Consider the following 26,995-nt stretch of genomic DNA (forward strand, 5'->3'; position numbering starts at 1 on the left):
CCTTACTCTCTCCCTTTTGTCTGGTGTTTGGCTTCCTCCCACCATTTGTCCATTTCCTGCAAATCGGTTTGTTCAAAGGTGCGGCCAGCTTCGTGCAGCTTCCCTTCGATATAGGAAAAACGCTTTTTGAACTTGTTGTTTGTCAGTGCCAGCGCTTCTTCCGGATCAATTTTGAGGAAACGAGCCAGATTGACCACGGCAAAGAGCAAATCGCCCAATTCGCCAGCGCGCTCTTCTGCGGACGCTTCCCGCAGCTCGTTGTATTCCTCTTCTACCTTTTTGTACACATCTGCAATATCGTCCCAGTCGAAGCCGACTTCCGCTGCTTTTTTCTGAAGCTTGTAAGCGTACATCAGTGCTGGCAGATCGCGCGGAATACCGGAAAGTTTGGACGCGGCGGCCACGTCGATTCCTTTTGCCGCTTTTTCCTGTGCCTTGATTTCTTGCCAGTTCGCGAGCGCTTCCTCTGAATCATTGGCACTCTTTTCTCCGAATACGTGCGGATGACGGCGCACCAGCTTCTCATTCAAAGTCGCAACCACATCGTCGACGGTAAAATATCCATCTTCCGCTGCGATTTGCGAATGCAGCATGATCTGCATCAACAAATCACCCAACTCCTCGCACATCGCATCCGGGTCTTCGTCATCAATCGTTTCCAGTACCTCGTACGTTTCTTCGATCAAATTTTTGCGAATGCTTTGATGCGTCTGCTCGCGATCCCACGGGCAGCCATCCGGACTGCGCAAAATGGCGACGATCTCTTTTAAATAAGAAAACTGACGGTATGATACGGTGTCGTCTGTAGTTGGCGGCACGTACACCAAAGACAAATTGCCGAAATGCTCGACCCGGTCCAGCTCGTACAGCGGAACGCTCTCGATCCGCTCTTGGCCCGCTACGCCGACAGCTGTAGCCACCGTTACCACGTAATCATCCGGCAACACTTCCATCAAAGTCAGCTTCACATCCGATGCGACGAAAGCATCGTATACTTGCGCGATAATCGTGTGCAGCCCTGGCGACACTTGATGCGCCGAGAGAGCCGTCCCGTCGAGCAAGGAAAAGCCCTCGATCGGGTCGATGTGCAGTCTTGCGAAAAGGGGGTCGATAAAGCTTTGCCCGCCGCCGATCTCAATCTGCACGCCGCGATTCGGGCCTTCTTCAAGCAACAACTGAACCGTGCGTTCCGCCACCAAAGGATGGCCAGGAACGGCGTACACGATATGACCTGCTTCCTGCACTTTGCCCAACAGCCGTTCGACGATGTCTGCGTACACCTCGGCGAAGCCGTCGTGCTGCTCGTACACTTCGTCAAAAGAGGTCAGGGCGACGCCTTCGCTTGCCAACTGCGCGACAACAGGATGCTCTTTCGTTCTCAAGTACAGCTGGTCAGCCTGTTTGAGTGTCCGATAAATCCCATACGGAAGCTGATCGAGGTCACCTGCGCCCAGCCCCACTACCGTAATCGTATTTTTGTTCTTATCCAATCGTTTCGCCTCCACTCGACTACCTCATGCCTTTTATTTGGGGAGAAGCTGGAACCGTGTCAACAGCGCAGCAATTCGTTTTCCTTTTGGCAGGAAATGAATGTCGTTTCTCGTAAGCCCGCCTGTTTTCAAAAGCGCCAGCACATACACTACTGCCCCTGCACCAACGGCAAGCAGTCCAACCAGCGTCTGGAACAGTCGTTCAGACATGCCTGCCTTCCCGAGCAAGGCCGTTGCTCCCCATTCCACAATCAGGACAACCACTGACATGACGATGACAGACAAAAACGGCTTTTTGACTGTTTGGCGCAATCCAATCTGCGCCCCTGTATATTTTTTCACAGCGAGCACGTTCAACCCCATCGCTACGAGATAGGCAATGACCGTAGACAGTGCCGCGCCGGAAATCCCCCAAAGAGGGACGAGCGCAAGGTTTAATATGAGTTTGACGAGCACACCGATAAACAAGTTGCGCGCAGGCCGCATGACGCGCCCCAACCCTTGCAAAATTCCCGCGCTGGCAATGCTCAATGTGGCAAAAATAATCGTGAAGGATTGAACCGCAAGCGCTTCGGTTCCGTTTTTATCGCCGTACAGCATGACGTTGATCGGCTCGGCAAGCAGGGCCAACCCAAACGATGCCGGGAGTCCCAGCAAGAATGTCAGGCGAATGGCGATTTCGGAACGGTTCGCAATCATTTGATGCTGACGCTGGGCGACTGCTTCGCTGATCGCAGGCACAAGCGCCAAAGACAGCGAGGTGGCAAAAAATGTACCGAACTGAATGAGCGGTTGCCCGCGGTCAAATGCCCCTTTTGCCAGTTTGGCCAAACCTTCCGGGGTCCCGCTGATTTGCAGCATGTTCACGACGGTAACAGAATCGACAAGCGGGACGAGCGGCAAAACAAGCGCCCCCATGCAAATCGGAACCGCATACATCAACAGGCTGCGCAGCACCTGACGGTTGGTCCAGGCGCTCACTCCTGCTTGCTGAGTCCTTTCCGGAATCAGTTGGGCGCCCTGCTTGTCTCTTCTCCAGTACCAAAGCAAGACGAGGATGGCGGCAATACCGCCGGGAAATGCGGCAAACACCGCTCCCGTACCAGCGAGATAAGCATCCTGGTAAACGTTCATCGCCCAGAAAGCGGCGACCAAAATGAAAATAACGCGAATCAACTGCTCAATAACTTGTGATACTCCTGTTGGCATCATGTTTTGATGTCCTTGAAAATACCCGCGCAAGATCGCTGCCATCGGCACGAGCGGCAGGGACCAGGCAACAGCACGCAGCGGAGTCGTCAAATGCTCATCCCCCATGAACCGGGCAATGACTGGTGCTCCTGTGTACAACAGCATAAAGAAAAACAAGCCGAGCACGACCAGCGCAATACTGGCAACACGGAACGCTCTTCGCGCTCCCAGCGTATCGCCGATTGCGACGCGCTCCGAGACGATCTTGGAGATGGCGATAGGAAAGCCTGCCGTCGCCAGGATCAACAACGTGGTATACAGCGGGTATACTTGCATATATACGTACAAGCCGATATCTCCGGCAATGTTTTGGTATGGAATGCGGTATACTGCGCCAAGCAGCTTGGAGACAAGACCGGCAACCCCTAATATTGCGGCGCCTTTCACAAATTGAACAGATGCCTTTTCTTGAGCCATGTGCGTGAAATTTCTCCTCTCCAACCAGAAACTTCGTCCATTATACCACAAGCAAATCGGCGAGAAAAAATTTGCCAAGCCCTGAACGCAACAGGATCAGCTGATTTTTTTACGACAAAAAAACAGCCTCTTTTGTCCGAGGCTGTTTTTGTTCTTGCTATTGTTCCATTTGCTTTGCCAGGAAACCGGCCGCTGTTTCCGACATTTTCATCTCCAAATCACTCATCTTCGTCGATTCATTTTTGTTGAGCAGGATGACAGAACCGATCGGGTCCCCTCCCGCTACAATCGGAGCGACGACAAAGGAACCGTACGTTTCACTCATGTCGCGGCAAATTTCATAAGAACCGGCGTTTTTCTCCAGTCGCGTCTTGCGTTCCTCCAAACACTTCTCCACAATGCTGCCAATCGCTTTTTCCAGATATTCTTTTTTCGATGCGCCAGCGACAGCGATCACACTGTCACGGTCTGAGATTAATACCGTATGATTCATGCTTTCGTACAGGGAGTCAGCGTATTCTTTTGCAAAATCACCCAGTTCTCCAATCGGTGAATACTTTTTGAGAATGACTTCTCCGTCACGATCCACAAAAATCTCAAGCGGGTCGCCTTCACGAATGCGCAGTGTACGACGAATCTCCTTAGGAATCACGACCCGACCGAGGTCGTCAATTCGACGAACGATACCAGTTGCTTTCATGTCATGTTGCCTCGCTTTCCCTGAGAAGTGGGTAGTGAATAAATGGTGGTTGGTTACTTGTATTTTTTCCTCAAATTCTAATTTTAACTATGGGTGCTTGCATCAATTTTTACCAATTGCTTTGTTACTCTCCCCCGGGTGGTAGCGAGTGATAATAGTATTTGCCCACGCTTCAAGAATATGCGAGAAAACGAAAAAACAGGGAAACGGATTCCCTGTTTTTGATCAGACGACTTATTATTTTGGAGCGGCCTCGTTTTTGGATGCAGGCACGTTGTATTTCGTGATCAGCTTGTCCAGCTCGTTTTTGCCAAAAGCGTCATAGCCAGACTCCAGCGCACCTGCGCGAAGCTGCTCCTTCATTTCGTCGAAGGTTTTTTCTTTGCGGTTTTCCACTTTAATGATGTGGTAGCCAAAGCTTGTTTTCACTGGCGGGCCTACTTCGCCCACTTTTTGTGTAATCGCTGCGTCCTTGAACTCAGGCACCCATTGGCTTACGTCGGCATCTGCGTACAGACCGCCGTTTTCCTTGCTTCCAGGGTCATCGGTAAACTCCTTCGCCAGCTTGGCGAAGTCCTCACCCTTTTTCAGACGCGCTTCGAGGTCGTTGGCGATTTTCAATGCTTCCTCAGGCTTGCGCTGTTCTGTCGAAATCAGGATGTGGCGTACGGATGCAACGGTGCGCGATGCCTTATCCATTTTGTCAAATTCTTGCTTCAGCGTATTGTCGCTGATGTTCTTTTTCAGAACGGTAATCGATTCGTTGATGAGCGCCATTTGGTTGGTTACCATTTCTTTGGTGACCCCTTGGCCTTCCATCAGCTTTGTGAACTTGGCTTCATCCTTGCCCAGGAAGCCCATGTACTGACCTTTGATTTTTTCAAAGGTTTTATCCGCCAAGTCCTTGGCTTCTTTTTTCATGGCATCGTCTGAGCGACTGGCCAAAATTTTCGTTGCCGTGTACTCGCGTGCAAAAGCTTTCAGCGCTTGATTGTCGGCAGCCTCGATCATCGTGCCTTGTTGCGGGTTCATGAAGTTGATTACGCGCAGGAACTCTTCGAACTCCTGACCTGTAATCGTTCCACCCTGATACTCAACAACCACAGCCTTCGCATCTGCTGTATATGGCAGAGTCAGCTTAGGAAATTGTGTCAAAGGATCGTTGGCATCAGTCGCTTGGTTTCCTTGTTTATTACCGTCTGTCTGACTGGATGGATTTTGGTTTTGCTGAGCATTTTCTTCTGCCTTGCCGCAGCCCGTCATGAGCGCCACGACCAAAACAGCAGAAGACAAGATCGCTACAGAACGTTTCATAGAAATCTCCCTTCCTGGCAAGTCCTCTGCCCATTAGGACACAGGACTCTCCGTACCGGTGTCTTTACGCACCTGGTGAAATTGACGAAGCAGCTTCTCGATCAGCTGTACACCTTCGTCTTCCCTTAACCCCTTTACTTTAACAGTAATCGTGATCTGTTGTCCACCTGAGAGCCCCAACCTCCGGCTCCAGTTGCTGGCAAGCGCAAACAGAGCACCGCCATCAATGTTGTTGTTTTGGCTAGGATGGAGAACGAGCTTGATTTCATCCGGATTTTTTTGGCTGATCTCGGTGATGTGGTGTTGCAGCGCATAGACACGCAAACGGGAAATGGTCAGGAGATTGTCAACCGGCTGCGGAACAGGGCCGAAACGGTCCAACAATTCCTCTGCCAGATCGTCGACATCCTCCAGCGTGGATACCGCCACAAACTTTTTGTACATCTCGATCTTTTGCCGGCTGTCGGTAATGTACATAGACGGGATGTAAGCATCGAGCTGGAGATTGATTTCCACAGGCGTAACCGCTTCCTGTTTGACCTCTCCCTTCAACTCGTCAATCGCTTCCTTGAGCATCTGGCTGTACAGGTCGAAACCGACTGTATTGATAAACCCGTGCTGCTCGGCACCGAGCAAATTACCAGCCCCCCGGATCGACAAGTCGCGCATCGCGATCTTGAAGCCGGAGCCGAGTTCCGTAAATTCCTTGATCGCCTGAAGCCGTTTTTCTGCGACTTCTGTCAGCACCTTGTCCCGTTGGTATGTGAAGTAAGCATAAGCAATCCGGTTCGAACGTCCAACCCGTCCGCGAAGCTGATACAGCTGGGACAGGCCCATTTTGTCGGCATTGTGGATGATCAGCGTGTTCACGTTCGGGATGTCCACCCCGGTCTCAATGATCGTCGTGCTGACCAACACGTCAAAATTCCCTTCCAAAAAGTCGAGGATGACGCCTTCCAGCTCGCTCTCATTCATCTGGCCGTGCGCTACCGCGATCCGTGCATCAGGCACGAGCATGGATATTTGTTCAGCCATCTGCTCAATGCCTTGCACCTGATTGTAGAGGAAAAATACTTGGCCGTCGCGCGCCATCTCGCGCTCAATCGCTTCTCTCACCAGCGCAGGACTGTATTCCATTACGTACGTCTGCACAGGGAAACGGTTTTCTGGCGGTGTCTCGATGACAGACAAGTCGCGCACACCCAGCATCGACATGTGCAGCGTCCGCGGGATTGGCGTCGCGGTCAACGTGATAACATCGACATTTGTCTTGATTTGCTTCAGCTTTTCTTTGTGACTCACACCGAAACGCTGCTCCTCGTCGACGATGAGCAGTCCGAGTTCGCGGAACGTCAAGTCTTTGGACAGCAGACGATGCGTTCCGATGACGACATCGACAGTGCCTTCCTTCAGTCCTTTTAACGTAGCGTTTTGTTCCTTGCGCGAGCGAAAACGGCTCAACACCTCAACCCTGATCGGGTAGTCGGCAAAACGCTCACGAAACGTCTCGTAATGCTGCTGCGCCAAAATCGTCGTCGGAACGAGAACAGCCACCTGTTTGCCGTCCATGACAGCCTTGAACGCTGCGCGAATCGCCACTTCTGTTTTTCCGTAACCCACGTCTCCGCAAACGAGGCGATCCATCGGGCGTCTGCGCTCCATATCGCTTTTGACCTCAGCGATTGCCCGCAACTGGTCGGGAGTCTCCTGATACGGGAACATCGACTCAAAATCGCGCTGCTCGGTTGTATCTGAGGAAAAGGCGTGACCGACCGCTGCTTCGCGCGCAGCGTACAGCTTGATCAAATCCTCGGCAATGTCTTTGACGGAAGACTGAACTTTGTTTTTGACCCGCTTCCATTCGCTTCCGCCCAAGCTGTAGATTTTCGGCTGGGCTTCTTCGCTCGCCACGTACTTTTGCACATGGTCGATTTGATCGATCGGCACAAACAGGCTGTCGCCTGCTGCGTATTGAATGTGAAGGTAATCTTTATGAATTCCGAGTATTTCCTTGGTTTCAATTCCAAGGTATTTCCCAATCCCGTGATTGATGTGCACCACAAAATCGCCGGGCTTTAGCTCCAAGTAATTTTTGATCCGCTCCGCATTGTTCATCGTCTGCTGAACTTTGCGCGCTTTACGCTGCTTGGCGGTAAATACTTCGCCCTCCGTAATAACGACCAGCTTGTTCAGGGGCAGCTCGAAGCCTGTCTGGAGGTTCCCCAAGATAATCGTAGGACGCCCTGGCGGCACCACCTCAACCGCTTCGGTCAACACATCTGCTTCCATCTCATAATCGTGCAGGACGCGCTCCAGACGTTTGGCACGCTCCAGATCGGCCGCGACAAAAACGATCTGGTCCTGAGACTTTTTCCAGCGGGCCAGCTCTGTTTTCAGCACATTCATCTGTCCGTGGAAGTTCTGCATAGTGCGACAGGTCAGGTTGACGATGTTTTGCGGCTGGGTCTTGGGAGATTGTCGGAGGAACAAAGACAGGTGGACAATCTGCCGCTTCTTGTGGGAAACGATGTCTTCATAAGTGCGGGACAGGCTCAGGTTAGCCATGTACTCGCCCTGAATGATTCGTCCGGTCAGCCACTCTGCTTCTTCTTTTTGCAGCTGTGCTGCCGTATCCAAAACGCGGGAAGGCTCATCCATGATCAAGAGGGTTTCAGACGGCATGTAGGAGATCAGCGTGTCCTGTGACGGATAAATGACGGAAACGTACGAGTACAGCTGAGCAAAACGCTGCCCTTGTTTCATACGCTCGACATCCGAACCAATCCGCTCGACCACTTTTTCCTTGGCGGCGCCATCTTTCAGCTTGGCAACGGTTTCACCGAGCTTCTGCTCTAAGCGAACAGCCGCTTCCATCAGCAAAGGCGTAGAGGCGATCATTTCTTTTGCCGGGCCCAAAATGTAGGTTTGCACCGATTCAAGCGAGCGCTGGGAAAGCATGTCGAACGTACGGATCGAGTCAATCTCCACATCGAACAGCTCGATGCGCACAGGCCACTCGGAATCAATCGGGTACAGGTCGATAATTCCGCCGCGAACGCTCAGTTCGCCTTTTCGCTCGACCATATCGACGCGCTCGTAACCAAGCTCGATACAGCGGGACAAAAACGATTCGATATCCAGCTCGTCACCGACAGACAGCGTAATCTGCGCCTCTTTCCACACTTCGGGAGGCACAACCAGGCGGCGCAATCCGGCGAATGGCGCAACCAAAAAACCCGTAAAGCCTTGGGCCAGACGGTTGAATACATGAATGCGCTGCGCCAGCATCTCGGGACTGGCGATGGCAAGCTCAGAGCCAATCAGCTCGTTTCCCGGATAAAGCAGCACTTGATCAGAAGGAACCAGCTCAATAAGATCCTCGTATACTTTTTGTGCTTGGTACATGTTATGCGTGACGACACAAACCGGACGCCCGGTCATCTGTTTCAGTGCCGCCATCAGTGTCTGTCGGGCTGAGCCTGCTAGACCGGAGACAAGCTGCTCATGCAGACCTTTCTCCAAACCAGCCACAATTGTCCCGACGTTCGAGTCTTGTTTCATCGGGTTAATGATGACTTGCATTCACTAATCCCCTCTCTAATTCTTCTGTCATCTACAGCCAGAGCATGACTGGTCAAGCGATTTGCCCGCGGGTCGACCATGCGAAAAGAAGCCTTAGCTCCCCAAGCTAAGGCCTTGTCAGTGCAAGCCTTCCTAACGAGTATCCACTTATTTATTGAAGTGGGTTTCCAACTAGCGAAAGCTCTGGATGCTGAATCAGCGCTTCACGGCAGTAGTCGCACGTGATGCTGACGACCGTATCTCCACTTTGTTCTCTCGATATTATAAGAGCACGCTCCTCCGGGGTCAAGGAATCAAACCCGAGCTGCGCTTCTGTCACTTGCGATTCGTCAAATTCCGCGATTTTCATGCCGCAGCAACGACACGTATAGCGAATGCTCATGCATATGCCACCCCCATACCTTTCATATCGCTTAGTATGGTCGGTTGGGTGGAAAATCATACTAGCGGCAAGCCTGACTCCTGTGTGCCGCCGCTTATTTTTGCAGGCTGTTAAACTGGTTCATCACTTTAATAAAAGGCTCTCTCGTCCACATCGCCGCTGCATCAGCAGCATGCTCCACAGCTTCCTGAATCAGCGTTCTCTCCGCAGCAGGGAACGATTGCAGCACGTAGTCGCTCACACTGCGCCCTGGCTCTGGACGGCTGATCCCGACCTTGATGCGTTTAAATTCCTGGGTTCCCAAATGTTGAATCATCGACTTGATGCCGTTGTGACCACCAGCACTGCCTTTTTCACGCAGGCGAAGCTGTCCGGTCGGCAAGTCGAGATCGTCAAAAATGACAACCAGATCATCCGGAATCAGCTTGTAAAATTTCAAGATTTCTGCGACTGACTCACCGGACAGATTCATGTACGTCTGCGGTTTGACAAGCAGCACCTTTTCGCCTTCCACCCGGCCTTCGCCGACAAGAGCGCGAAACTTGTTTTGCGTAACGGGAATGCCCCATTTGTCGCTAATCTTATCTATGGCCATGAATCCGGCATTATGTCTGGTGTCTTCATATTTTTTACCTGGATTGCCCAATCCAATGATTACTTTCACGTTCATTCCCTCCTACTCTCTCCCCATTGTACTAGAATGACATCGGTAACAAAAGAAAAAGGGCCCGCAGTCATCAACTCGGCCCCTTCTTTCCATCATTCGACTTTTTTCTTATTCAGCCGCAGCCTTCTCTGCTACGGCTTCCGCCTCTTGCTCCGCTTCGATCGACTCTTCCGACTTGGCCTTCACTGGCAGGACACTGATCAGCACTTCTGTAGGGTCAACCAGCAGCTCTACTCCCGCCGGAACTTCCAGGTCGGCTGCCAAAACAACGTCTCCAATCTGGAAGCCGTCCACGTTCACCAGGAACGATCCCGGAATATTGCTTGGCAAGCAGTTGACCTCTACGTTATGGCGCACAAGCGTCGCTACTCCCAATTCAGGATCTCCCGTCATGAGGACAGGTACCGACGTCTGCATTTTTTCGTTCATATTGATTTTCTTGAAATCGGCATGCAAAATGTTGCCCTGCAAAGGATGGCGTTGCAATTCGTTTACCATCACATCATGGGTAGTTCCATCCACATCCAACCGGAACGGCTTGTTTGTCGTCTGGTGACGCAAGGCTGCATCCAGCTCCCGTCCATTGATTTGAATCGACTGACTGCTTACATCGCTTCCGTACACGACACCAGGCACCCAGCCTTCACGCCGCAGCACCTTTACGGAATTGCCTGTTGTTTGGTTGCGCACTTGAGCCTTTATCGCTTCCACAAAAAAACCTCCTCGGACCCTAGCTAGTAAAAGTTTCCTCACTAGCTTGTCCAAAGGAGGTTTATTTCAATCCCCTAAAAGGGGATGCTTGCCTTAATCGAACAGCTTGCTGACAGACAGTTCTTCGTGTACGCGAATGATCGCTTCGCCAATGATCGGCGCTACGGACAGAACGGTGATTTTGTCGATAATTTGCTCTTGGGTCAGCGGGATCGAATTGGTTACGATCAACTCTTTGATCTTCGAGTTGGCGATACGCTCGATTGCTGGACCGGACAGAACAGGGTGTGTGCAACATGCGTAAACTTCGCGGGCACCAGCTTCTACCAATGCATTGGCAGCCAGGGTGATTGTTCCCGCTGTATCAATGATATCGTCAATAATGATGGCAGTCTTGCCTTCGATATTACCGACGATGTTCATGACTTCCGCTACGTTTGGCTCTGGGCGGCGCTTGTCGATAATGGCGATTGGCGCTTCCAGACGCTCAGCCAGCTTGCGGGCACGAGTTACGCCGCCATGGTCAGGCGATACGACTACGATGTCCTTCAAGCCTTTTTCGGAGAAGTGTTTGCCCAAAATCGGCACACCGAGCAGATGGTCCACAGGAATGTCGAAGAATCCCTGGATTTGTGTTGCGTGCAGATCCATGGTAATTACACGTTGCGCTCCTGCGGTTTCAATCAGGTTGGCAACCAGTTTTGCTGTGATCGGATCACGTGCGCGCGCCTTGCGATCTTGTCTGGCATATCCGTAGTAAGGAATAACAACGTTGATGCTTTTTGCAGATGCGCGTTTCAGTGCATCGACCATTACCAAAAGCTCCATCAAATGCTCATTAACGGGAGCAGACGTTGGCTGAATAACAAATACGTCACAACCGCGAACGCTTTCATTCAATTTAATTTGGCATTCGCCGTCACTAAAGCGCACAGCTTGTGCATTTCCGAGCGGTACACCAATGTGTTCAGCGATTTCTTTTGCCAATTCAGGGTTTGCGTTGCACGTAAATACCTTCAGTTTGGGGTCGCGGTAATTAGCCATGATCTTCTCTTAGAACCTCCCGTTATGATTGCTTTTTGCCCTTGCGAGGCATTTTGTTAGCGTAATCTGGTTTATTCACTTGACGCTCACGTGCGATCGCAAGCGCATTGTCAGGCACATCCTGAGTGATGGTCGATCCTGCTGCTACATACGCATTTTGTCCAACGGTAACGGGAGCCACCAGATTGCTGTTGCAACCAATGAACGCTCCGTCCTGGACGATTGTCTTATGCTTGACTGCCCCGTCGTAATTGACGGTTATCGTACCACAGCCGATGTTCACGCCATCGCCAATTTCCGCGTCACCTACATAGCTGAGGTGAGGTACTTTGCTTCCGTCGCCGATCTTTGTATTTTTCAATTCGACGAAATCACCGATCTTCGCTTTGCGGCCAATTTGCGAGCCTGGACGAATGTAGGCGAATGGCCCGACTGCCGACTCTGCTTCCACACTTGACTCTACCATGACCGAATAGGAAATGGTGACGCCGGAACCAACCTGCACATCGGTCAAGTCAGCCTGTGGCCCAATGACGCAATCCGTGCCAATGGTTGTCCGTCCGCGCAAAAATGTACCCGGTTGGATAACCGTATCGGCCCCGATGACGACATCTGCCTCGATATACGTAGAAGCCGGATCAATGATGGTAACACCATTGCGCATATGGCCGTTGGCAATCCGCTTCCGCATATACGCTTCCGCTTCAGACAGCTGCACACGATCATTGACGCCCATCGTTTCCTCAGGGTCAACCGCTTCGTACGCCACTACCTTTTCGCCCGCTTCCCGCAAAATGCCGACAACGTCTGTTACATAGTATTCGCCTTGCGCGTTGTCATTTTTCACTTCCGCCAAGGCTTTCCATAATTTGCGATTGTCATAACAGTATATGCCCGTGTTAATTTCCTGGACCGCCCGTTCCGCTTCTGTGGCGTCCTTATGTTCCACGATTCGCAATACTTCGCCCGCCTCGTTGCGCACGATGCGCCCGTAGCCTGTCGGATCGGGGAGCACGGCGGTCAATACAGTTGCAGCCGCTTGCTGCTCTTCGTGATAGGTCAGCAAGGCGGACAACGTCTGTTCAGACAAGAGGGGAACGTCTCCGTACAAAAGAAACGTAGTGCCTTCTTTATCCTGTAAAAACGGCGCTGCCTGCGAAACGGCATGCGCCGTTCCCAATTGTTCTTCTTGCAGTGCGTAAGTAACGCCCTCGCCTAGTTTGGCGCGGACCACGTCAGCACCATGACCTACGACGACAACGATGTCCTCAACCTGCATAGAAACCATCGTATCCACAACATGCTGAACCATTGGTTTCCCACATACAGGATGCAGAACCTTGTACAGCTTCGATTTCATCCGCGTACCCTGACCAGCGGCCAGAACCACGGCATGGATCTTAGACATGTCAACCCTCCATCGTAGAAGTTCCACAATGACTATATCTTAATCATATGTGGATTTCAAGACAATCGATGCAGGATTATCGCCGTTTCCCTGACATTGCCTGAAAGTTGTTCATCTAACAGACAACATTTAATAATCTGACAAAAAGTGATATATTGATGGGCGAAAGAGGTTATATAAAGGAGGCAGGAAGGAATGCCAGCGAATGTCTACTTGCTGACCGGATACTTGGGCAGCGGAAAAACGACCTTATTGCAAAAATGGCTGACTCATCTACGCGTCCAGAACGAAAACGTAGTCGTCCTGATGAATGAAATGGGCGAGGAAGATATTGACGGCGAACAGCTGCAAGGCTTTGGCTTCCCCGTAAAAAAGCTGCTGGACGGTTGCATTTGCTGCTCGATCAAAGGGGAACTGACAGAAGGCTTGCGGGATATTTTGAACTCCCTGCAACCCGATCGCATTTTGATAGAAACAACAGGAGTCGCCGACCCGATCGATGTCATCGATACGCTTACCCATCCCGAGCTTTACGATCGCATCGAGCTGAAAGGGACGATCAGCGTCGTGGATGCTTCCCGCTTTTTGGATCTCAATTCGCGCTTCGCCTCCACAGCGGCTCTCGTGAAGACCGTCCGCAATCAGGTCAAATACGCCGATCTCATCCTGCTCAACAAAACAGATATGGCGAGCGCAGAACTGGTGGAGCGCGTCAAGCAGAAGCTCGCGGAGCTAAACCCGAAAGCGCCGATTCACCAAGCGGTGCAGGCGAACATCGACCTCTCCTGGCTTCAGGCTGTGAAACGAGTCGAGCATGTAAGAGAACCCGATTCTGCCTCCCCTGCTCCCGTCCAAACAACGATCGGCCGCATGTCCACAATGGACAGGCTGAAACAATCGCTCGGCCTGAAAACGAGCACACCTTCGCTTTACAACAGCATCGATACGTTTTCCTACACTTTTACTGGGCCGGTAGACGAGAAAAAATTCGAGGATTTTTTGTATGATCTGCCCAAAAACGTGTATCGGGCAAAGGGGTATGTGCTCTTTCATGGAAAAAAAGAACTGATTTCGTTCCAGCACACGGACAATCAAGTGCTGTTCTTTCCATTCGAGAACTTCGGACCGAAACTGGTCGCTGTTTTTATCGGGGAAGGAATGGATCAACAGGAAATTACAAGAAAATTATCCAAATGTTACGGGTAATCAGACGCCGAAGCACCCTGCCAGAAATGACAGGGTGCTTTTGTATTGGGTGCTATTTTACGCACCCGCTTCGATCGTGCTTTCTTCTTCTTGACCTACGCGTTCATACTCGGTCAAAACAGCAGCTTGGATCTTTTCACGGGTAGTCGAAGAAATCGGATGGGCGATATCGCGAAATTCTCCGTCTGGTGTGCGCTTGCTCGGCATTGCAACGAACATGCCGTTGTTTCCGTCAATGACACGGATATCATGAACCACAAATTCATGGTCAATTGTAATGGATGCAATCGCTTTCATCCTACCATCCGTATTCACTCGGCGCAGTCTTACGTCTGTAACTTCCATCTAGTTCACTCCCTTTATCTATGAAACGCGTTTAGGAGTATTTCCACCCTCTGGGTAAATATTCCTGCTGATGTTATGCAATTTTTAAAAAAATATATAAATATGTTCATAACATCAACTCTTTACACGGCACATTTTTACTATCCATGTTATAAACAACGCAAAAACAGCCTAACGCAACGAGCATCAGGCTGTGTCGAATTTCCAATTATTCTATTCTTACGCTTCGATATAGGCAACGATCTCGATCTCTACTTTTACATCGCGCGGCAGGCGTGCCACTTCAACGGTAGAGCGAGCAGGCTTGTGATCGCCAAAATATTGGCCATACACTTCATTCAATTGCGCAAAGTCATTCATGTCCTTGATGAATACGGTCGCCTTCACTACATGCGAGAGGTTTCCTCCTGCTTCTGCCAGAACAGCTTTGATGTTGGAGAACACCTGATGGGTTTGCTCCACAACGTCGCCTTCTACCAGTGTGCCGTCCGCACGCAGCGCGATTTGGCCGGATGCAAACAGAAACGGACCTACTTTTGCAGCCTGGCTGTACGGGCCGATAGCTGCTGGAGCCTTGTCAGTTGAAACAAAAGAGATTGCCATTTTGATCTACTCCCCTCTATTTTCAAAAAAACTGCCTAGCTCAATTTCAATCTGCTTGCCCTTGAAGTCGACATCTTGCAGTTTGGCAAGAGACACATACTCATCAACCAATCGCTCGGACACATCTGCTGTCGTTTCGACCAGCACGCCGCAACCAACAACAGTCGCGCGGAACTCTTGAAGCAGATCGATCATGCCGCGCAGCGTGCCGCCAGCCTTCATGAAGTCGTCCACGATCAGGACGCGGGACTGCTCGGCCAAGCCGCGGCGAGCGAGAGACATCGTCTGAATCCGCTTACTGGAACCGGATACGTAATTGATGCTTACCACAGAACCTTCCGTCACCTTGTTGTCGCGACGCACAATGACGACAGGCACATTCAAAAACATGGCCGTCGCGTATGCGAGAGGGATTCCTTTTGTCTCCACTGTCATGACCACATCGACGTTTTTGTCAGCGTAAGCAGTGGCAAAAAGCTTGCCGATCTTCGCCATAGTCGCCGGGTTGCCGAGAATGTCGGACATGTACAGGTATCCACCTGGCAAAAGTCTTTCCGGATTGGCCAATTGCTCGATCAGTTCGCGCATGAAGTGAAGGGCCTCTTCCGTTTTTACCTGGGGAATATACTTCACTCCGCCTGCCGCACCCGCCACCGTCTTGAGCTGCCCTACACCCTGGACCTCAAACGCTTCCTTGATGATCGACAAGTCTTCACTGATGGATGATTTCGCTGCGCCGTATTGTTCCGCAAACAGAGTGAGAGGAGTCAGCGTATGGGGATGGGCAAGCAAGTGCTGCGTCATGTCAACCAGACGCGCACTTCTGCGCAATTTCTTCATGGCTCTTCCTCCAAAACCGAATATTATGCTGCTAATGTATCATTTTTATACGTGTTCATGCAAGTATTTCCCCATCTTGGGAGCCTAACATTCGGACAACAAACACATCTTTGACAAAACCTCTGAGTGCATTGTAAATCCTATGTACTTTCGCTTCCTTTTGCACGAGGGCAAACACCGTAGGACCGCTGCCGGACATCAAGACACCGTCCGCTCCGGACGCGATCATCAGCTCCTTGATTTGCCGCACTTGCGGATAAAGGGAGAGCGTGACGTTTTCCAACACATTTCCGAGCGACTGGCACATTAATGAAAAGTCTTGCTCTGAGATAGCTTGAAGCATCTGCCTGGTGTCAGGATGATTGTCGATTTTGTCGACACGCAAGTTCCCGTACACATCAGGAGTGGACACACCGATCGGCGGCTTGGCCAAAATCACCCAGCAAGGGGCCGGCGTTCCCAAATGCGTGATTTGCTCCCCGCGCCCTTTTGCCAGCGCAGTTCCGCCATAGACGCAAAAAGGGACGTCAGAACCGATTTCTGCGCCAATCTCCGCCAGTTCATCCAAGCTCAATCCGAGATTCCACAGCTGGTTCAAACCGCGCAACGTCGCCGCGGCATCACTGCTGCCGCCAGCAAGTCCGGCCGCAACCGGGATTTGTTTGTCTATATACAACCGTACGCCCTGGCGCACCTGATAGCGTTCTTTTAAGAGCACTGCCGCTTTATAAGCATGATTGCGGATATCATCCGGTACGAAGCTGGCAGAGCAGTCCAGCGTAATCTCACCATCTTCGCGCAGAGTCAAGTCTACACGATCTGCCAAGTCGACGGTAGTCATCACCATTTCCACTTCGTGATAACCGTCCGGCCGTTTGGCAAGCACATCGAGAGTCAGATTGATTTTGGCCGGAGCTTTGACCGAGATACGCACGTTGTTCACCTCTGCCTACTATACTAAATTTCCTAGTCTCTTATTGTAGCATAGCCAATCTCTCCCCTGCCAGTTGATACCCCAAAAAGAATAGGATCGAGATCATTGCGGTTATTTCGAAAATTCAGCAGTGTTTTTCGGCATGAGAAAAGCCGGGAGGTCCCGGCCTTGTCAACGAGTTTGTATGATTGTATTCCTGAGATGGGATGTGTCCGCTCGCGTCCTGCCAGCGCTTATGACCGTCTGGCAGCCAGTGCTTCCTCGGCAAGCTGTACAGCTCGCTTCACCATGTTTCCCGCGTCACGCGTCGTGATGCCTCCCCAGCCCTCCGCCTTTACCGTATCGTAAAAGCCAAGCTCCTTGGCGAGTTCCATCTTGAACTGCTCTGACATCATTCCTCGTCTGCGACCCATAGCATCCTCCCTTCCCGTTGACAGGTATAGTGTGCTCCAAGTCCAGCTTTTTCATCTTCGCGCCCAAATATTTACAACCTTTTGATAGCAAAAATAAAACAGTAGAACCCAGAAGGGCTCTACTGTTGTACAAATGTGATGCGGATGTGCTCGTTATCGCGGCACACCGTCAACTCTACTGTTTCCGTCAAGATGTCGGCATAGCTGTAGGAGACCCGCTCAAAGAGTTGATCGTCGTCAAGCTTTACCACAAACACAGATGGGTATGTTTCTTCGAGGATGCCACTTCGTTCGACGGTTTTACGGCGACCTCCATTGGCCTTCAGAAGGATGCGTTCACCAATGTGCCCGTCTAAACTGCGTTTAATGTCAAGTAACGCGTTTCTTGCCATTGTTCCATCCACCTCGCTTACATCTATTATAACAGCTCAATTATATTTTGTCAAAGAAATAAAAAATTATAGCAACCCTGTAGATATTTTGTCAACGGGGTTTTTTTCAGCAAATTATCAGATATTTGTCACCTGCTCTCCAACAGTATGTCCACAATGCGCAAAAACCTTGCTGTAGCAAGGCTTGCCGATAATAGCCCGGCCTTTATTTCCCGCATTTTTCTTGCATTCATCGACAAAAAACCCCCGTCTTTGGCTTTTTCCGTCCAAAAACGAGGGTAAAAGTTTGTCTTATTGCCCAATAAGGCCGCGCCGCAAGCCTTCGTTGGCTAGGCGGGCGAACTCCTCGATACTGAGGGTTTCGCCGCGGCGGGTCGGTTCAATCCCGATGTCAGAAAGCATCTGTATTACTTCATCCTTCTGTGTTTTTAGAAACAGACCGTTCATCAGGTTGTTCAACAAGGTCTTGCGCCGTTGGGCGAACGAGCAGCGCACCACCCGGAAAAACACATCCTGGTCGTCCACTTCAACTGGCGGACGCTCCCTGACTTTGAGCCTGATGACGGCAGAATCGACGTTAGGACGAGGAATAAACACGCTGGCTGGAACGATCATCGCGACTTCTGTTTCCGCATAAAACTGCGCCGCGACAGAAAGAGAGCCGTAGTCTTTCGTGCCTGGCTTGGCAGCAATTCTCTCAGCCACTTCTTTTTGAATCATGACCACGATGTTCTCCAGAGGCAGTCTCTCTTCCAGCAGCTTCATCAAAATCGGCGTCGTCACATAGTAAGGCAGATTGGCTACGACGCTCAGCTTCTCGACCCCAGCCAGCTTCTCTGTAATGAGGGAACGCAAATCAAGCTCCAGCACGTCGCCATGCACGACCTCGATATTGTCGTAGGGCGACAGCGTGTCCTGCAAAATGGGCAAAAGCCGCTGGTCGATTTCAATCGCCATGACCTTCCCTGCTGCTCGTCCCAATTGTTCGGTCAAAGCGCCAATCCCCGGGCCGATTTCAATCGCGCCTTTTTCCTTCGTCAGATCAGCTTCGTCCACGATATTGTGCAAAATGTTGGTGTCTACGAGGAAATTTTGGCCCAAACTCTTCTTGAAGGAGAAGCCGTACTTCTCCAGGATTTCTTTTGTTCGCGTAGGTGTGGCAATATCCTTGCCTGCTGCTTGCGTCATTGCTTACTCCCTCTCTTTATCGATGGCTTCTACAGCCGCTTTAAATTCCGCGCGAGTGATTTGAAAAGCATTCAGCCGTTGCAGCATTTGCTTGGCGTTGGCGTAACCGATCCCCAAAGCTTCCCCAAGCTTGATTCTCCGCTCCTTGGCATCGCTTCCCGACGTGAGTCCATTTTCCAGCAAATCATCGGAGGTAATCTCTCCGGCTGTTTCCGCCATCTCTGTCCGGACTTCCGACAGCGCGCGAACAATCACTTCCGGCGTGGCGTTCTCCACCCCGATGTCGCCTTTTTTCATACCGTCCTCCTGCGTAATGAAGGCGTGCTTGCAGCCCGGTACGGAACGACTGATGATCTTGCGAATGCGCTCCCCCTGGTAATCGGGGTCTGTAAAAATAATGACGCCGCGCTTCTGCTGCGCCAGCCGGATTTTTTCTATCGTTCTGGCATGGATGGCGGAACCACCCGTTTCAATCGTGTCAGCGTTCACTGCACGCTTGATGGCAGCGGTGTCGTCTCTCCCCTCCACGACGATGACCTCTTTTATTTTCATGACGTACTCCTACTTTCGTACAATGTCGCTTTTGCTAGTAGTGTTCCAAAAAAATCAGGCAAAAAGCCTGGAAATGCCGAAACGAATCCTCGCCTGAAACCGTCTAACTATCAAACAGCTTATCATGTCTATTCGCAAAACGCCAAAGACAAAGACAGGAGCGGTCTGCTCCTGTCCTATGGTTTCTGCGGCCCGATTATATAGACGGTTTTGTTGCGCTTGCGACCAAATTGAACGGCTTCTGGCTCTGTGCTCACAAACACGTCAATTTTTCCGCCGCGCATGGCGCCGCCTGTGTCTTCTGCCCGGCGATACCCTACGCCCTCAATATACACCCACCAGCCATATGGAATGACTTTTGGGTCTACTGCGATCGTGTGGCCTGCCTTTGCTTTGACGCCTGTCGCCGTACGTCCATAGCCTGGCGAGCTAGGATGCTTGCCTCCCCCTGAAGGAGAATAGGCAGTCAAAGTAACCCCGTTCAGCACTTTTTTCGGCCTGAATACTTTCCCACCACGCGAGATCATTCCCGCTGAAGCGACCAAGACCCTTTGCGATGGATCGTTGTTTTGCAGCGAAGGAGCTGCTGTTCCGACGGCCACCACTTGGTCCTTCTTTGGCACAAGCACATCTCTTGTCACCAGTTCACGGGAGACCTCCTTTCCGTCTTCCATGACCAGCTTGTAGTGTGCAATTGCCTTACCCTCTTGCCCGTTTTGCAGTACACGGGACTTACCCTTGGTTAATGCCGGATCGTTCTTGCGTATTTCCTGAAAAGCAACCCGTTCCTCGACTTTGACTGTCTGCTCGACTACGCGCTTGATTGTAATCGAAGCGTCCTTCGTCAGCGAGGCGGTCAGGGCCGGCTCTACCCGGTCCTTTTCACCCAGCGCAATGCCGCTGTCCTTCAACACGCCAGCAACATCCCGACTAAGTGTCTGTATCGTTTTAGTCTGCCCGTCAACCTGGACCGGAATGGACCAGGCTGTATGTAAAGTGATCAATGCTCCGTCTGATAGCTTCGTCTCAGGTGTTGGTTGAAGGGAATCCTTTTCCGTTACCGTAATGTTTCGCTCGGTCAAGAACTGCTGTACGGTACTAGCTTTGGTAGCTACCGTCTGGCTTTCTCCGTCCAACGAAAAAGTGACCTGTTTTGGCTGGGTAGCCTGGGCAGAGAAATAGCCAACCATGGGAACGAGCACAAGAGCAAGGATGCCGAAAACGACAAGCCCCGAATGCTTATACTTTTCCCATATCGCGCGTAACTCCATTTCCCACACTCCTTTTCCTAGAAAAGCACGAGGCTTCTCCTGTCTAGCCAGGTAAGGGTCGATGTAATTGCACCAATATTCTGGAAGTGGTCTGTACTTAACAAGGTCGGCTTTGATTGTAAGTTACTTTTTTCCCTTTGTCAAATTTACCCTCCCCTGGCCGAAGCGATAATGCTAACAGACTAGCAAAATCAGATGGCGAATGGTAGCAGATTTCTGTCGAGAAGCTTTGTCGGATGGACAATAATCGTTCGACACATTGTTCAAGGTATGCGCCGCAAAAAACGAGTAGAACAACAGATCGCAGCACAAAAAAACGGGAAATCACGTGATATGGCGTGATCTCCCGTTTTGGCTTGCTGTTTTTTACGGCTGGAGGCGAAACAGTCGTCTTGCATTTTCTGTGGTGATTTGGGCCATTTCTTCGTAAGACAAGCCGCGAATGTTCGCCATTTCCTCGCAGACGTAACGCACGTATCCACTCTCATTTCGCTTACCGCGGAACGGATGAGGGGTCAGGTACGGGCAGTCTGTTTCTATCAACAGCTTGTCGAGCGGTACTTGGGCTGCTACTTCTTTTGGCTGCTTCGCATTTTTAAAGGTCAGCGGGCCGCCGAATGAAATGTAAAAGTTCATGTCCAGCGCCAGCTTCGCCGTCTCCCAGCTGCCGGAGAAGCAGTGCATGATCCCTCCGACCTCTGCTGCCTTTTCTTCTTTCAGGATCGTCAAAACATCCTGGTGCGCGTCGCGATTGTGGATGATGATCGGCATGTCGAGCTTCCGCGCCAAACGAATTTGCTTGCGGAATACTTCTGCCTGCACGTCTTTTGGCGACGTATCCCAGTAATAGTCCAGGCCCATTTCGCCCAGCCCCACTACCTTCGGATCGCGGCTCAACTCCTCGATCCACTCCAAATGCTCGTCGGTCATGTCTTTGGCGTCCTGGGGATGCCAGCCGATGACTGCGTATATGAAATCGTGGTTTTTCGCCAGATCCATGCAAGTCGGGATGGTTTCTGCGTTGAATCCGATGTTCACGATCGTGCTGACGCCGTTTTCCCGCGCGCGGGCGATGACTTCCTCGCGATCCTCATCAAATTCTTTTGCATTCAGGTGCGCATGTGTCTCAAATAGCAAAATAGGTTCTTCCTTTCCTGCCCCTCGTTACTTCACAATCGCTCCGTTCGGCATGCTCGGATCTACTGTCGCAAGCGTCAGCTGATCGCCTGCGGACGCTGCCAAAATCATGCCCTGCGACAGCTCTCCGCGCAGTTTCACAGGCTTCAGATTGGCTACGAGGATTACTTTTTTGCCGACCATGTCTTCCGGCGTGTAGTATTTCGCGATACCGGAAACGACTTGGCGCTTTTCATAGCCGAGATCCAGTTGCAAAATCAGCAGTTTGTCGGCGTTCGGGTGCTTCGCACATTCCACTACTTGCGCAACACGCAGTTCTACTTTGCCAAAATCGTCGATACCGATTTCTTCTTTGGCATCCGCTGGTTTTTCTGTCGCTTCCGCCTGGTTTGCCGTTGTTTCGTTCACAGGTGCTTCCCCTTTCAAAGCGTCTTGTTTTTTCTTGTTTTCCTCTGCTTGGCGGCGTGCTTCTGCTGTCGAATCGTCAATGAAAGCCAGCTCAGCCTGCACGTCCAGACGCGGGAACAAAAGCTCTTTGCGGCTCACGATGCTGCCGGCAGGCAATCCGCCCCATACGCCAGCCGATTCCCAGCTTGTCGCCTGTTCGTTGCCCAAAATGCCGAGTTGGTCCCAAATTTTCGCAGGCGCCTTGGTCATGAACGGTTGAATCAGCACGGAACTGATGCGAATGCTTTCCGCGAGGTTGTACATGACTGTCGCCAGACGTCCTTTGGTTTCTTCCGATTTTGCCAGGTTCCACGGCATGGTTTCGTCGATGTATTTGTTCGTGCGGCCCACCAGTTCCCAGATGTGGGCAAGCGCATTGGAGAAACGCATTTCTTCCATATGCTCCTCGACCAGCGCCTTCGTTTTCATCGCGAGGCTGATCAGGCTGTCATCCGGTTCGCCAGCATCTTGCGGAGCTGGAACTACGCCTTCGAAGTATTTCTCGATCATGGTAGCGGTGCGGCTGAGCAAGTTGCCGATATCGTTTGCCAGATCGTAGTTCAGGCGCTGTACGAACGATTCCGGTGTGAAAATGCCGTCCTGCCCGAAGTTGATTTCACGCAACAGGAAGTAGCGAACGCCATCGGAGCCGTAACGGTCAATCAGCAGCTTGGGATCGATAACATTTCCTTTCGACTTGGACATTTTTCCATCCGGCATCAACAGCCAGCCATGACCGAAAATTTGTTTCGGCAGCGGAACATCGAGCGCCATCAGCAAAATCGGCCAGTAGATCGTATGGAAGCGCAAAATGTCTTTTCCGACCATATGGACGTTGGCAGGCCAGAAACGGCGATATTTGCTGTCGTCGTCAGACAAGTAGCCAAGAGCAGAAATGTAGTTGGTCAACGCGTCAATCCAGACGTAAATCACATGTTCAGGATCGCTCGGCACTTTAATTCCCCAGTCAAATGTGCTGCGGGATACGGACAAGTCCTGGAGTCCAGGCTTCAGGAAGTTGTTGACCATCTCGTTGCGGCGACTCTCCGGTTGAATGAAGTCAGGGTTCGCTTCAATGTGCGCGAGCAGTCTGTCCTGATACTTCGACATGCGGAAGAAGTAGTTTTTCTCCTTGACCTTCTTCACTTCGCGGCCGCAATCCGGACAAATGTAGCCCTTGTCGGTTTTACATTGGGTTTCTGTCCAGAACGCCTCGTCTGGTACGCAATAGTAGCCTTCGTACTCGCCGAGGTAAATATCGCCTTGGTCAAGCAGACGCTGGAACACTTTTTGCACGACTTCTTTGTGGCGCGGCTGTGTCGTACGGATGAAATCATCGTACGAGATGTCGAGCTTCTGCCACAGGTCGCGAATCCAGTCTACGACAGGATCGATAAATTCCAATGGCTGCTTGCCATCTTCGGCCGCGCGCTCCTGTAGCTTTTGACCGTGCTCGTCCGTACCTGTTAGGTAGTAGACGTCGTAGCCGCGCAAACGTTTGTAGCGCGCCAGTGCATCGCAAGCAATTGTCGTGTAGGCATTTCCGATGTGCAGCTTATTGCTTGGATAATAAATCGGTGTGGTGATGTAGTATGTTGGTTTCATGCAACCTAGCCCCTCCTAATAACATGTAGAAAAATAGAAAAGCCCACCCCAAAAAATTGGGGCGAGCTCTAACTCGCGGTACCACCCAAATGCTCCGTCTCCCTCGCGGAAAACGAACTTGGTGAGTCCAAAACAGACTCTACCCTTAACGCGGGTCAACGTCACAGACTACTGGGCGCGACGGTTTGGTCGCGGCTGTTCATCTGCAAGACTCTGGGTCCATGTTCGGCTTGCTCGCTTATACCGGCTTTCAGCTGCCCCGGCTCTCTGGAATAAGGAGGATCGGCTTACTCTTCCCATCATGGTCGTTTGCTTTTGCTGTGCATTCCCTCATTTATCCTCTATTGTACACGACCGACCTGTTTTGTAAACATCCAGCCAGCACCATCTTTCCCGAATTATTTTCAAATGTAAGGAAAAGGGAAAGCAGAGAGAAGTAGGCTTTTTTGTCGAATAGGCGCGGTTTCATTCGACATAAAGTGACTGTTTCGACATGCATTAATCCCAGTAAATTTTATCCATAAAAATTTCCATACACTTTCCAGTTTCCTACAAAACGCTGATATATCAACTTTCTTATTTTCAAAAAACACTTTGGTTTTCAAAGATTTGTCAAAATCATGTTGACACCTTTGGGAATCGCTGGTATGATAATCCCAACAGAAAATGTCGAATATTGACGATTAATGATGAGCGTTTAACAATAGCATCGACATATGAATTTTTAGGAGGAGAATTTACAATGATGAAATCAACGGGGATTGTTCGTAAAGTAGATGAATTGGGTCGTGTCGTTATTCCAATCGAATTGCGCCGCACACTCGGTATTGCCGAAAAAGACGCTTTGGAAATTTACGTAGATGGTGAGCGCATCATCCTGAAAAAATACGAGCCTGCTTGCATCTTCTGTGGAAACGCTGATAAAGTATCTCATTTTAAAGGTAAAATCGTTTGCCAAGATTGCCTGACTGAGATGCCAGTTGTAAAACGCTAATTTTTGATAAAAAACCGATTTACATACAAATAGCCTTCGCACAGGGACAAGCTATGCGAAGGCTATTTGTGTTTTCTGAGCAAAAGAAAAAAGCCGACCTGCTAAGGCCAGCTCCTTATTCCGCTTCCTGATCGCGATGGTACTCGTTGTAAACGTCCCGTTTGGGCAAGCCGCGGTCATCAGCCGCCTGCTTGATTGCTTCTTTTTTGCTCAGGCCCTGCTCGCAGTAATGGTCGACATGCCCAACGACGCTCATTTGCTGCCACCAGTCAACAGCTTCCTCTGTTTCGACAGCGCCTGTGTAGCCTTCGACAATGACGCAAAATTCCCCGCGCACTTCCCCGCTGTCCAGCCATTCCAGCAGTTCGTCAAAAGTGCCGCGAACAAACTCTTCGTAGCGCTTGGTCAGCTCCCGAGCCAAAACAGCCCGGCGGTTGCCCCACGCTTCCTGCATCGCGGCAATCGTCTTTGCAATCCGATGCGGAGCTTCGTAAAAAATCAACGTCTCCGGATAACGCTTGAGCCGTTCCAGCTCCTCGCGCCGCTCCTTGTTTTCCCGCCCGATGAATCCGCAAAAAACAAAACGGTCTGTAGGCAGTCCCGAAGCAATCAAAGCTGTCAGTGCGGCATTGGCACCTGGCACCGGAACGACAGGATACCCGGCGGCGACTGCATCGCGCACAAGGTCTGCCCCCGGATCGGAGATAGCCGGCAGTCCGGCGTCGCTCACCAAGGCAATTCGCTTTCCTTCTGCCAACCATTGCAACAGCCCTTGACCGCTTGCTTCCTTATTATGCTCGTGATAGCTCACTGTGCGCTTCTCGATCTGAAAATGGTTCAGCAGCTTCCTTGTTTGCCGCGTATCTTCACAGGCAATCACGTCGACCGCGCGCAGTGTTTCCAAGCACCGGACCGTGATGTCATCGAGGTTGCCAATTGGCGTAGCCACCAAATACAGGACACCTGTTTCCTCCTGCGCAAAGCTGCGCTGTATATTCATTGCGGCGTCCCTCCAATCAAGTCTTCTTTTTGCTTGCGATTCAGCCGTTTGATCGCTTCCTCCCGCTTCAAGCCCCATGAACGGTCAGGCCCCTCTTCCCAAAAGACAAGCGCCAACGGCCCGCGTCCTCTGGTATACTTCGCGCCTTTTCCCTCCTGGTGCTTCGCCAGTCGGCGCAGCAGCTCCGTCGTATAGCCGGTATACAAGGAACCGTCTGCGCAGGAAAGCATGTAGACAAAGTGGCTCTTATGCGAGGGAATCTCTTCTGCCGAAATAAATTTCCTGAAGTTCCTCACAGTATTCCTCACCATTCTCATAGACAATCAATGGCGGTTGAATCCTCAGCTCCGGCTTTCCGCCCCGCATTCCTTCGATTAGTACCATATTCGGCTCCGCATCCCTGCGCGGATAAACCAGGCGCATCCGCTTCGGCTCAATTCCGTATTGACGCATCAAGGAAATGATATCAATCAGTCGCGTCGAACGATGGACGAGTGCGAGCTTGCCGCCGTTTTTCAACAGCTGGCTGCCGACCCGGATGACATCTTCCAGCGAGAGCAAAATTTCATGACGGGCGATCGCAAAGTGTTCGCTGGTGTTTTTCTCGCCACTCGTCGCAGGCATATATGGCGGATTGCACGTAATCAGATCGAATTTGCCGTGACCGTAATGGGCAACAGCCTCTTTGACGTCTCCATGGTACATCTCGATCCGTTCTGTAAGCCCGTTCAACTGTACGTTTCGACTCGCCATGTCGTACAAGCGCGGCTGAATTTCGATTCCATCAAAATGAGCTTCCGGCGTCCTTGTCGTCATGATCAACGGAATCGCCCCGTTGCCCGTACACATATCAAGCACCCTGCCGCGCTTTGGCACCGATGCAAACCGCGCAAGCAGCACAGCATCCATGGAAAAACAGAACACCTCGTGGCTCTGGATGATTTTCATTTCGTGTGTCAATAAATCGTCAATGCGCTCCGCATCGTAGAGCGGCACGTTGGTGACAGGTTCCATCCTTTATTTCCTACTCCTTTTTGTCCTTGTCTTGGAAAAAGCGACCTGACACGTGGCACAGGTCGCTTTCTCCATACGGTGATCGCTC

Annotated in this window: 26 protein-coding genes; 2 read left to right on the forward strand and 24 right to left on the reverse strand. The window is 51.1% G+C overall.

Features of this window, described 5'->3' with window-relative positions:
• Window positions 1-2: 2 nt before the first annotated feature.
• The 10 genes from mazG to glmU form a co-directional block, all read right to left on the reverse strand.
• A complete protein-coding gene (mazG, locus tag DEP07_RS19520; RefSeq protein ID WP_122966024.1) occupies window positions 3-1,490 on the reverse strand; it encodes a nucleoside triphosphate pyrophosphohydrolase in 1,488 nt (495 codons plus the stop codon).
• Between the two features lie 33 nt (window positions 1,491-1,523).
• Window positions 1,524-3,158 carry a putative polysaccharide biosynthesis protein gene (locus DEP07_RS19525; protein ID WP_274874659.1) on the reverse strand — a complete coding sequence of 545 codons (1,635 nt, stop codon included), beginning with the start codon at window positions 3,156-3,158 and terminating at the stop codon, window positions 1,524-1,526.
• A 157-nt stretch (window positions 3,159-3,315) separates the two neighbouring features.
• Window positions 3,316-3,858 carry a stage V sporulation protein T gene (gene spoVT, locus DEP07_RS19530; RefSeq protein ID WP_092274966.1) on the reverse strand — a complete coding sequence of 181 codons (543 nt, stop codon included), beginning with the start codon at window positions 3,856-3,858 and terminating at the stop codon, window positions 3,316-3,318.
• A gap of 237 nt (window positions 3,859-4,095) precedes the next feature.
• The gene (locus DEP07_RS19535) at window positions 4,096-5,172 is read right to left on the reverse strand and encodes a peptidylprolyl isomerase (RefSeq protein ID WP_122966026.1); all 1,077 of its coding nucleotides are present in this window, start codon (window positions 5,170-5,172) and stop codon (window positions 4,096-4,098) included.
• Window positions 5,173-5,205: 33 nt separating this feature from the next.
• Entirely contained in the window at window positions 5,206-8,754 is a 3,549-nt protein-coding gene (mfd, locus tag DEP07_RS19540; RefSeq protein ID WP_122966027.1) for a transcription-repair coupling factor, read from the reverse strand.
• Window positions 8,755-8,905: 151 nt separating this feature from the next.
• Window positions 8,906-9,136, reverse strand: coding sequence for an anti-sigma-F factor Fin (locus tag DEP07_RS19545; RefSeq protein WP_007726431.1), 231 nt, complete (start codon window positions 9,134-9,136; stop codon window positions 8,906-8,908).
• A gap of 94 nt (window positions 9,137-9,230) precedes the next feature.
• The gene (gene pth, locus DEP07_RS19550) at window positions 9,231-9,800 is read right to left on the reverse strand and encodes an aminoacyl-tRNA hydrolase (protein ID WP_063230327.1); all 570 of its coding nucleotides are present in this window, start codon (window positions 9,798-9,800) and stop codon (window positions 9,231-9,233) included.
• 111 nt (window positions 9,801-9,911) lie between these two features.
• The gene (locus tag DEP07_RS19555) at window positions 9,912-10,514 is read right to left on the reverse strand and encodes a 50S ribosomal protein L25 (RefSeq protein ID WP_063230326.1); all 603 of its coding nucleotides are present in this window, start codon (window positions 10,512-10,514) and stop codon (window positions 9,912-9,914) included.
• Window positions 10,515-10,607: 93 nt separating this feature from the next.
• Window positions 10,608-11,558, reverse strand: a complete 951-nt coding sequence (locus DEP07_RS19560; RefSeq protein ID WP_063230325.1) for a ribose-phosphate diphosphokinase — start codon at window positions 11,556-11,558, stop codon at window positions 10,608-10,610.
• A 22-nt stretch (window positions 11,559-11,580) separates the two neighbouring features.
• Window positions 11,581-12,966 carry a bifunctional UDP-N-acetylglucosamine diphosphorylase/glucosamine-1-phosphate N-acetyltransferase GlmU gene (gene glmU / locus DEP07_RS19565; protein ID WP_122966028.1) on the reverse strand — a complete coding sequence of 462 codons (1,386 nt, stop codon included), beginning with the start codon at window positions 12,964-12,966 and terminating at the stop codon, window positions 11,581-11,583.
• 195 nt (window positions 12,967-13,161) lie between these two features.
• Between glmU and DEP07_RS19570 the strand changes: the two genes are divergently transcribed.
• A complete protein-coding gene (locus DEP07_RS19570; RefSeq protein WP_287102916.1) occupies window positions 13,162-14,172 on the forward strand; it encodes a CobW family GTP-binding protein in 1,011 nt (336 codons plus the stop codon).
• A 57-nt stretch (window positions 14,173-14,229) separates the two neighbouring features.
• On the opposite strand, the gene spoVG is transcribed toward DEP07_RS19570, so the two are convergent.
• From spoVG to metG, 11 genes are all read right to left on the reverse strand, one after another.
• A complete protein-coding gene (spoVG, locus tag DEP07_RS19575; protein WP_005828662.1) occupies window positions 14,230-14,517 on the reverse strand; it encodes a septation regulator SpoVG in 288 nt (95 codons plus the stop codon).
• Between the two features lie 219 nt (window positions 14,518-14,736).
• On the reverse strand, window positions 14,737-15,120 hold the full coding sequence (locus DEP07_RS19580) for a RidA family protein (RefSeq protein WP_122966030.1): 384 nt from the start codon (window positions 15,118-15,120) through the stop codon (window positions 14,737-14,739).
• Between the two features lie 6 nt (window positions 15,121-15,126).
• Complete coding sequence (gene purR / locus DEP07_RS19585; RefSeq protein ID WP_063230321.1) at window positions 15,127-15,960, reverse strand: pur operon repressor; 834 nt, start codon at window positions 15,958-15,960, stop codon at window positions 15,127-15,129.
• A gap of 55 nt (window positions 15,961-16,015) precedes the next feature.
• On the reverse strand, window positions 16,016-16,894 hold the full coding sequence (ispE, locus tag DEP07_RS19590) for a 4-(cytidine 5'-diphospho)-2-C-methyl-D-erythritol kinase (protein WP_063230320.1): 879 nt from the start codon (window positions 16,892-16,894) through the stop codon (window positions 16,016-16,018).
• A 233-nt stretch (window positions 16,895-17,127) separates the two neighbouring features.
• On the reverse strand, window positions 17,128-17,307 hold the full coding sequence (locus tag DEP07_RS19595) for a small, acid-soluble spore protein, alpha/beta type (RefSeq protein WP_063230319.1): 180 nt from the start codon (window positions 17,305-17,307) through the stop codon (window positions 17,128-17,130).
• 119 nt (window positions 17,308-17,426) lie between these two features.
• On the reverse strand, window positions 17,427-17,699 hold the full coding sequence (gene veg / locus DEP07_RS19600) for a biofilm formation stimulator Veg (protein ID WP_122966031.1): 273 nt from the start codon (window positions 17,697-17,699) through the stop codon (window positions 17,427-17,429).
• A 291-nt stretch (window positions 17,700-17,990) separates the two neighbouring features.
• Entirely contained in the window at window positions 17,991-18,887 is an 897-nt protein-coding gene (rsmA, locus tag DEP07_RS19605) for a 16S rRNA (adenine(1518)-N(6)/adenine(1519)-N(6))-dimethyltransferase RsmA (protein ID WP_242773324.1), read from the reverse strand.
• 3 nt (window positions 18,888-18,890) lie between these two features.
• Window positions 18,891-19,439 carry a ribonuclease M5 gene (gene rnmV, locus DEP07_RS19610; protein ID WP_063230317.1) on the reverse strand — a complete coding sequence of 183 codons (549 nt, stop codon included), beginning with the start codon at window positions 19,437-19,439 and terminating at the stop codon, window positions 18,891-18,893.
• A gap of 176 nt (window positions 19,440-19,615) precedes the next feature.
• Window positions 19,616-20,710: a 3D domain-containing protein gene (locus tag DEP07_RS19615; protein WP_173599732.1), complete on the reverse strand. Its 1,095-nt coding sequence runs from the start codon at window positions 20,708-20,710 to the stop codon at window positions 19,616-19,618.
• Between the two features lie 366 nt (window positions 20,711-21,076).
• Complete coding sequence (locus DEP07_RS19620) at window positions 21,077-21,847, reverse strand: TatD family hydrolase (protein ID WP_063230315.1); 771 nt, start codon at window positions 21,845-21,847, stop codon at window positions 21,077-21,079.
• A 27-nt stretch (window positions 21,848-21,874) separates the two neighbouring features.
• On the reverse strand, window positions 21,875-23,899 hold the full coding sequence (gene metG / locus DEP07_RS19625) for a methionine--tRNA ligase (RefSeq protein ID WP_287102917.1): 2,025 nt from the start codon (window positions 23,897-23,899) through the stop codon (window positions 21,875-21,877).
• Between the two features lie 742 nt (window positions 23,900-24,641).
• Between metG and DEP07_RS19630 the strand changes: the two genes are divergently transcribed.
• The gene (locus tag DEP07_RS19630; RefSeq protein WP_007776347.1) at window positions 24,642-24,893 is read left to right on the forward strand and encodes an AbrB/MazE/SpoVT family DNA-binding domain-containing protein; all 252 of its coding nucleotides are present in this window, start codon (window positions 24,642-24,644) and stop codon (window positions 24,891-24,893) included.
• A 115-nt stretch (window positions 24,894-25,008) separates the two neighbouring features.
• Here DEP07_RS19630 and rsmI read toward each other — a convergent pair whose 3' ends face one another.
• Genes rsmI through DEP07_RS19645 form a run of 3 tightly spaced genes read right to left on the reverse strand, consistent with a single transcriptional unit; the run spans window position 25,009 to window position 26,907 of the window.
• Window positions 25,009-25,893 carry a 16S rRNA (cytidine(1402)-2'-O)-methyltransferase gene (rsmI, locus tag DEP07_RS19635; protein WP_173598010.1) on the reverse strand — a complete coding sequence of 295 codons (885 nt, stop codon included), beginning with the start codon at window positions 25,891-25,893 and terminating at the stop codon, window positions 25,009-25,011.
• Window positions 25,890-26,204: a GIY-YIG nuclease family protein gene (locus DEP07_RS19640; protein ID WP_173599730.1), complete on the reverse strand. Its 315-nt coding sequence runs from the start codon at window positions 26,202-26,204 to the stop codon at window positions 25,890-25,892. Before DEP07_RS19640 ends, rsmI begins: the two co-directional genes overlap by 4 nt.
• Complete coding sequence (locus tag DEP07_RS19645; RefSeq protein ID WP_173599729.1) at window positions 26,140-26,907, reverse strand: tRNA1(Val) (adenine(37)-N6)-methyltransferase; 768 nt, start codon at window positions 26,905-26,907, stop codon at window positions 26,140-26,142. The genes DEP07_RS19640 and DEP07_RS19645 overlap by 65 nt, the downstream gene beginning before the upstream one ends.
• Between the last annotated feature and the right edge of the window lie 88 nt (window positions 26,908-26,995).

The sequence above is a fragment of the Brevibacillus sp. genome (genome assembly GCF_003521185.1).
Lineage (GTDB): Bacteria > Bacillota > Bacilli > Brevibacillales > Brevibacillaceae > Brevibacillus > Brevibacillus parabrevis.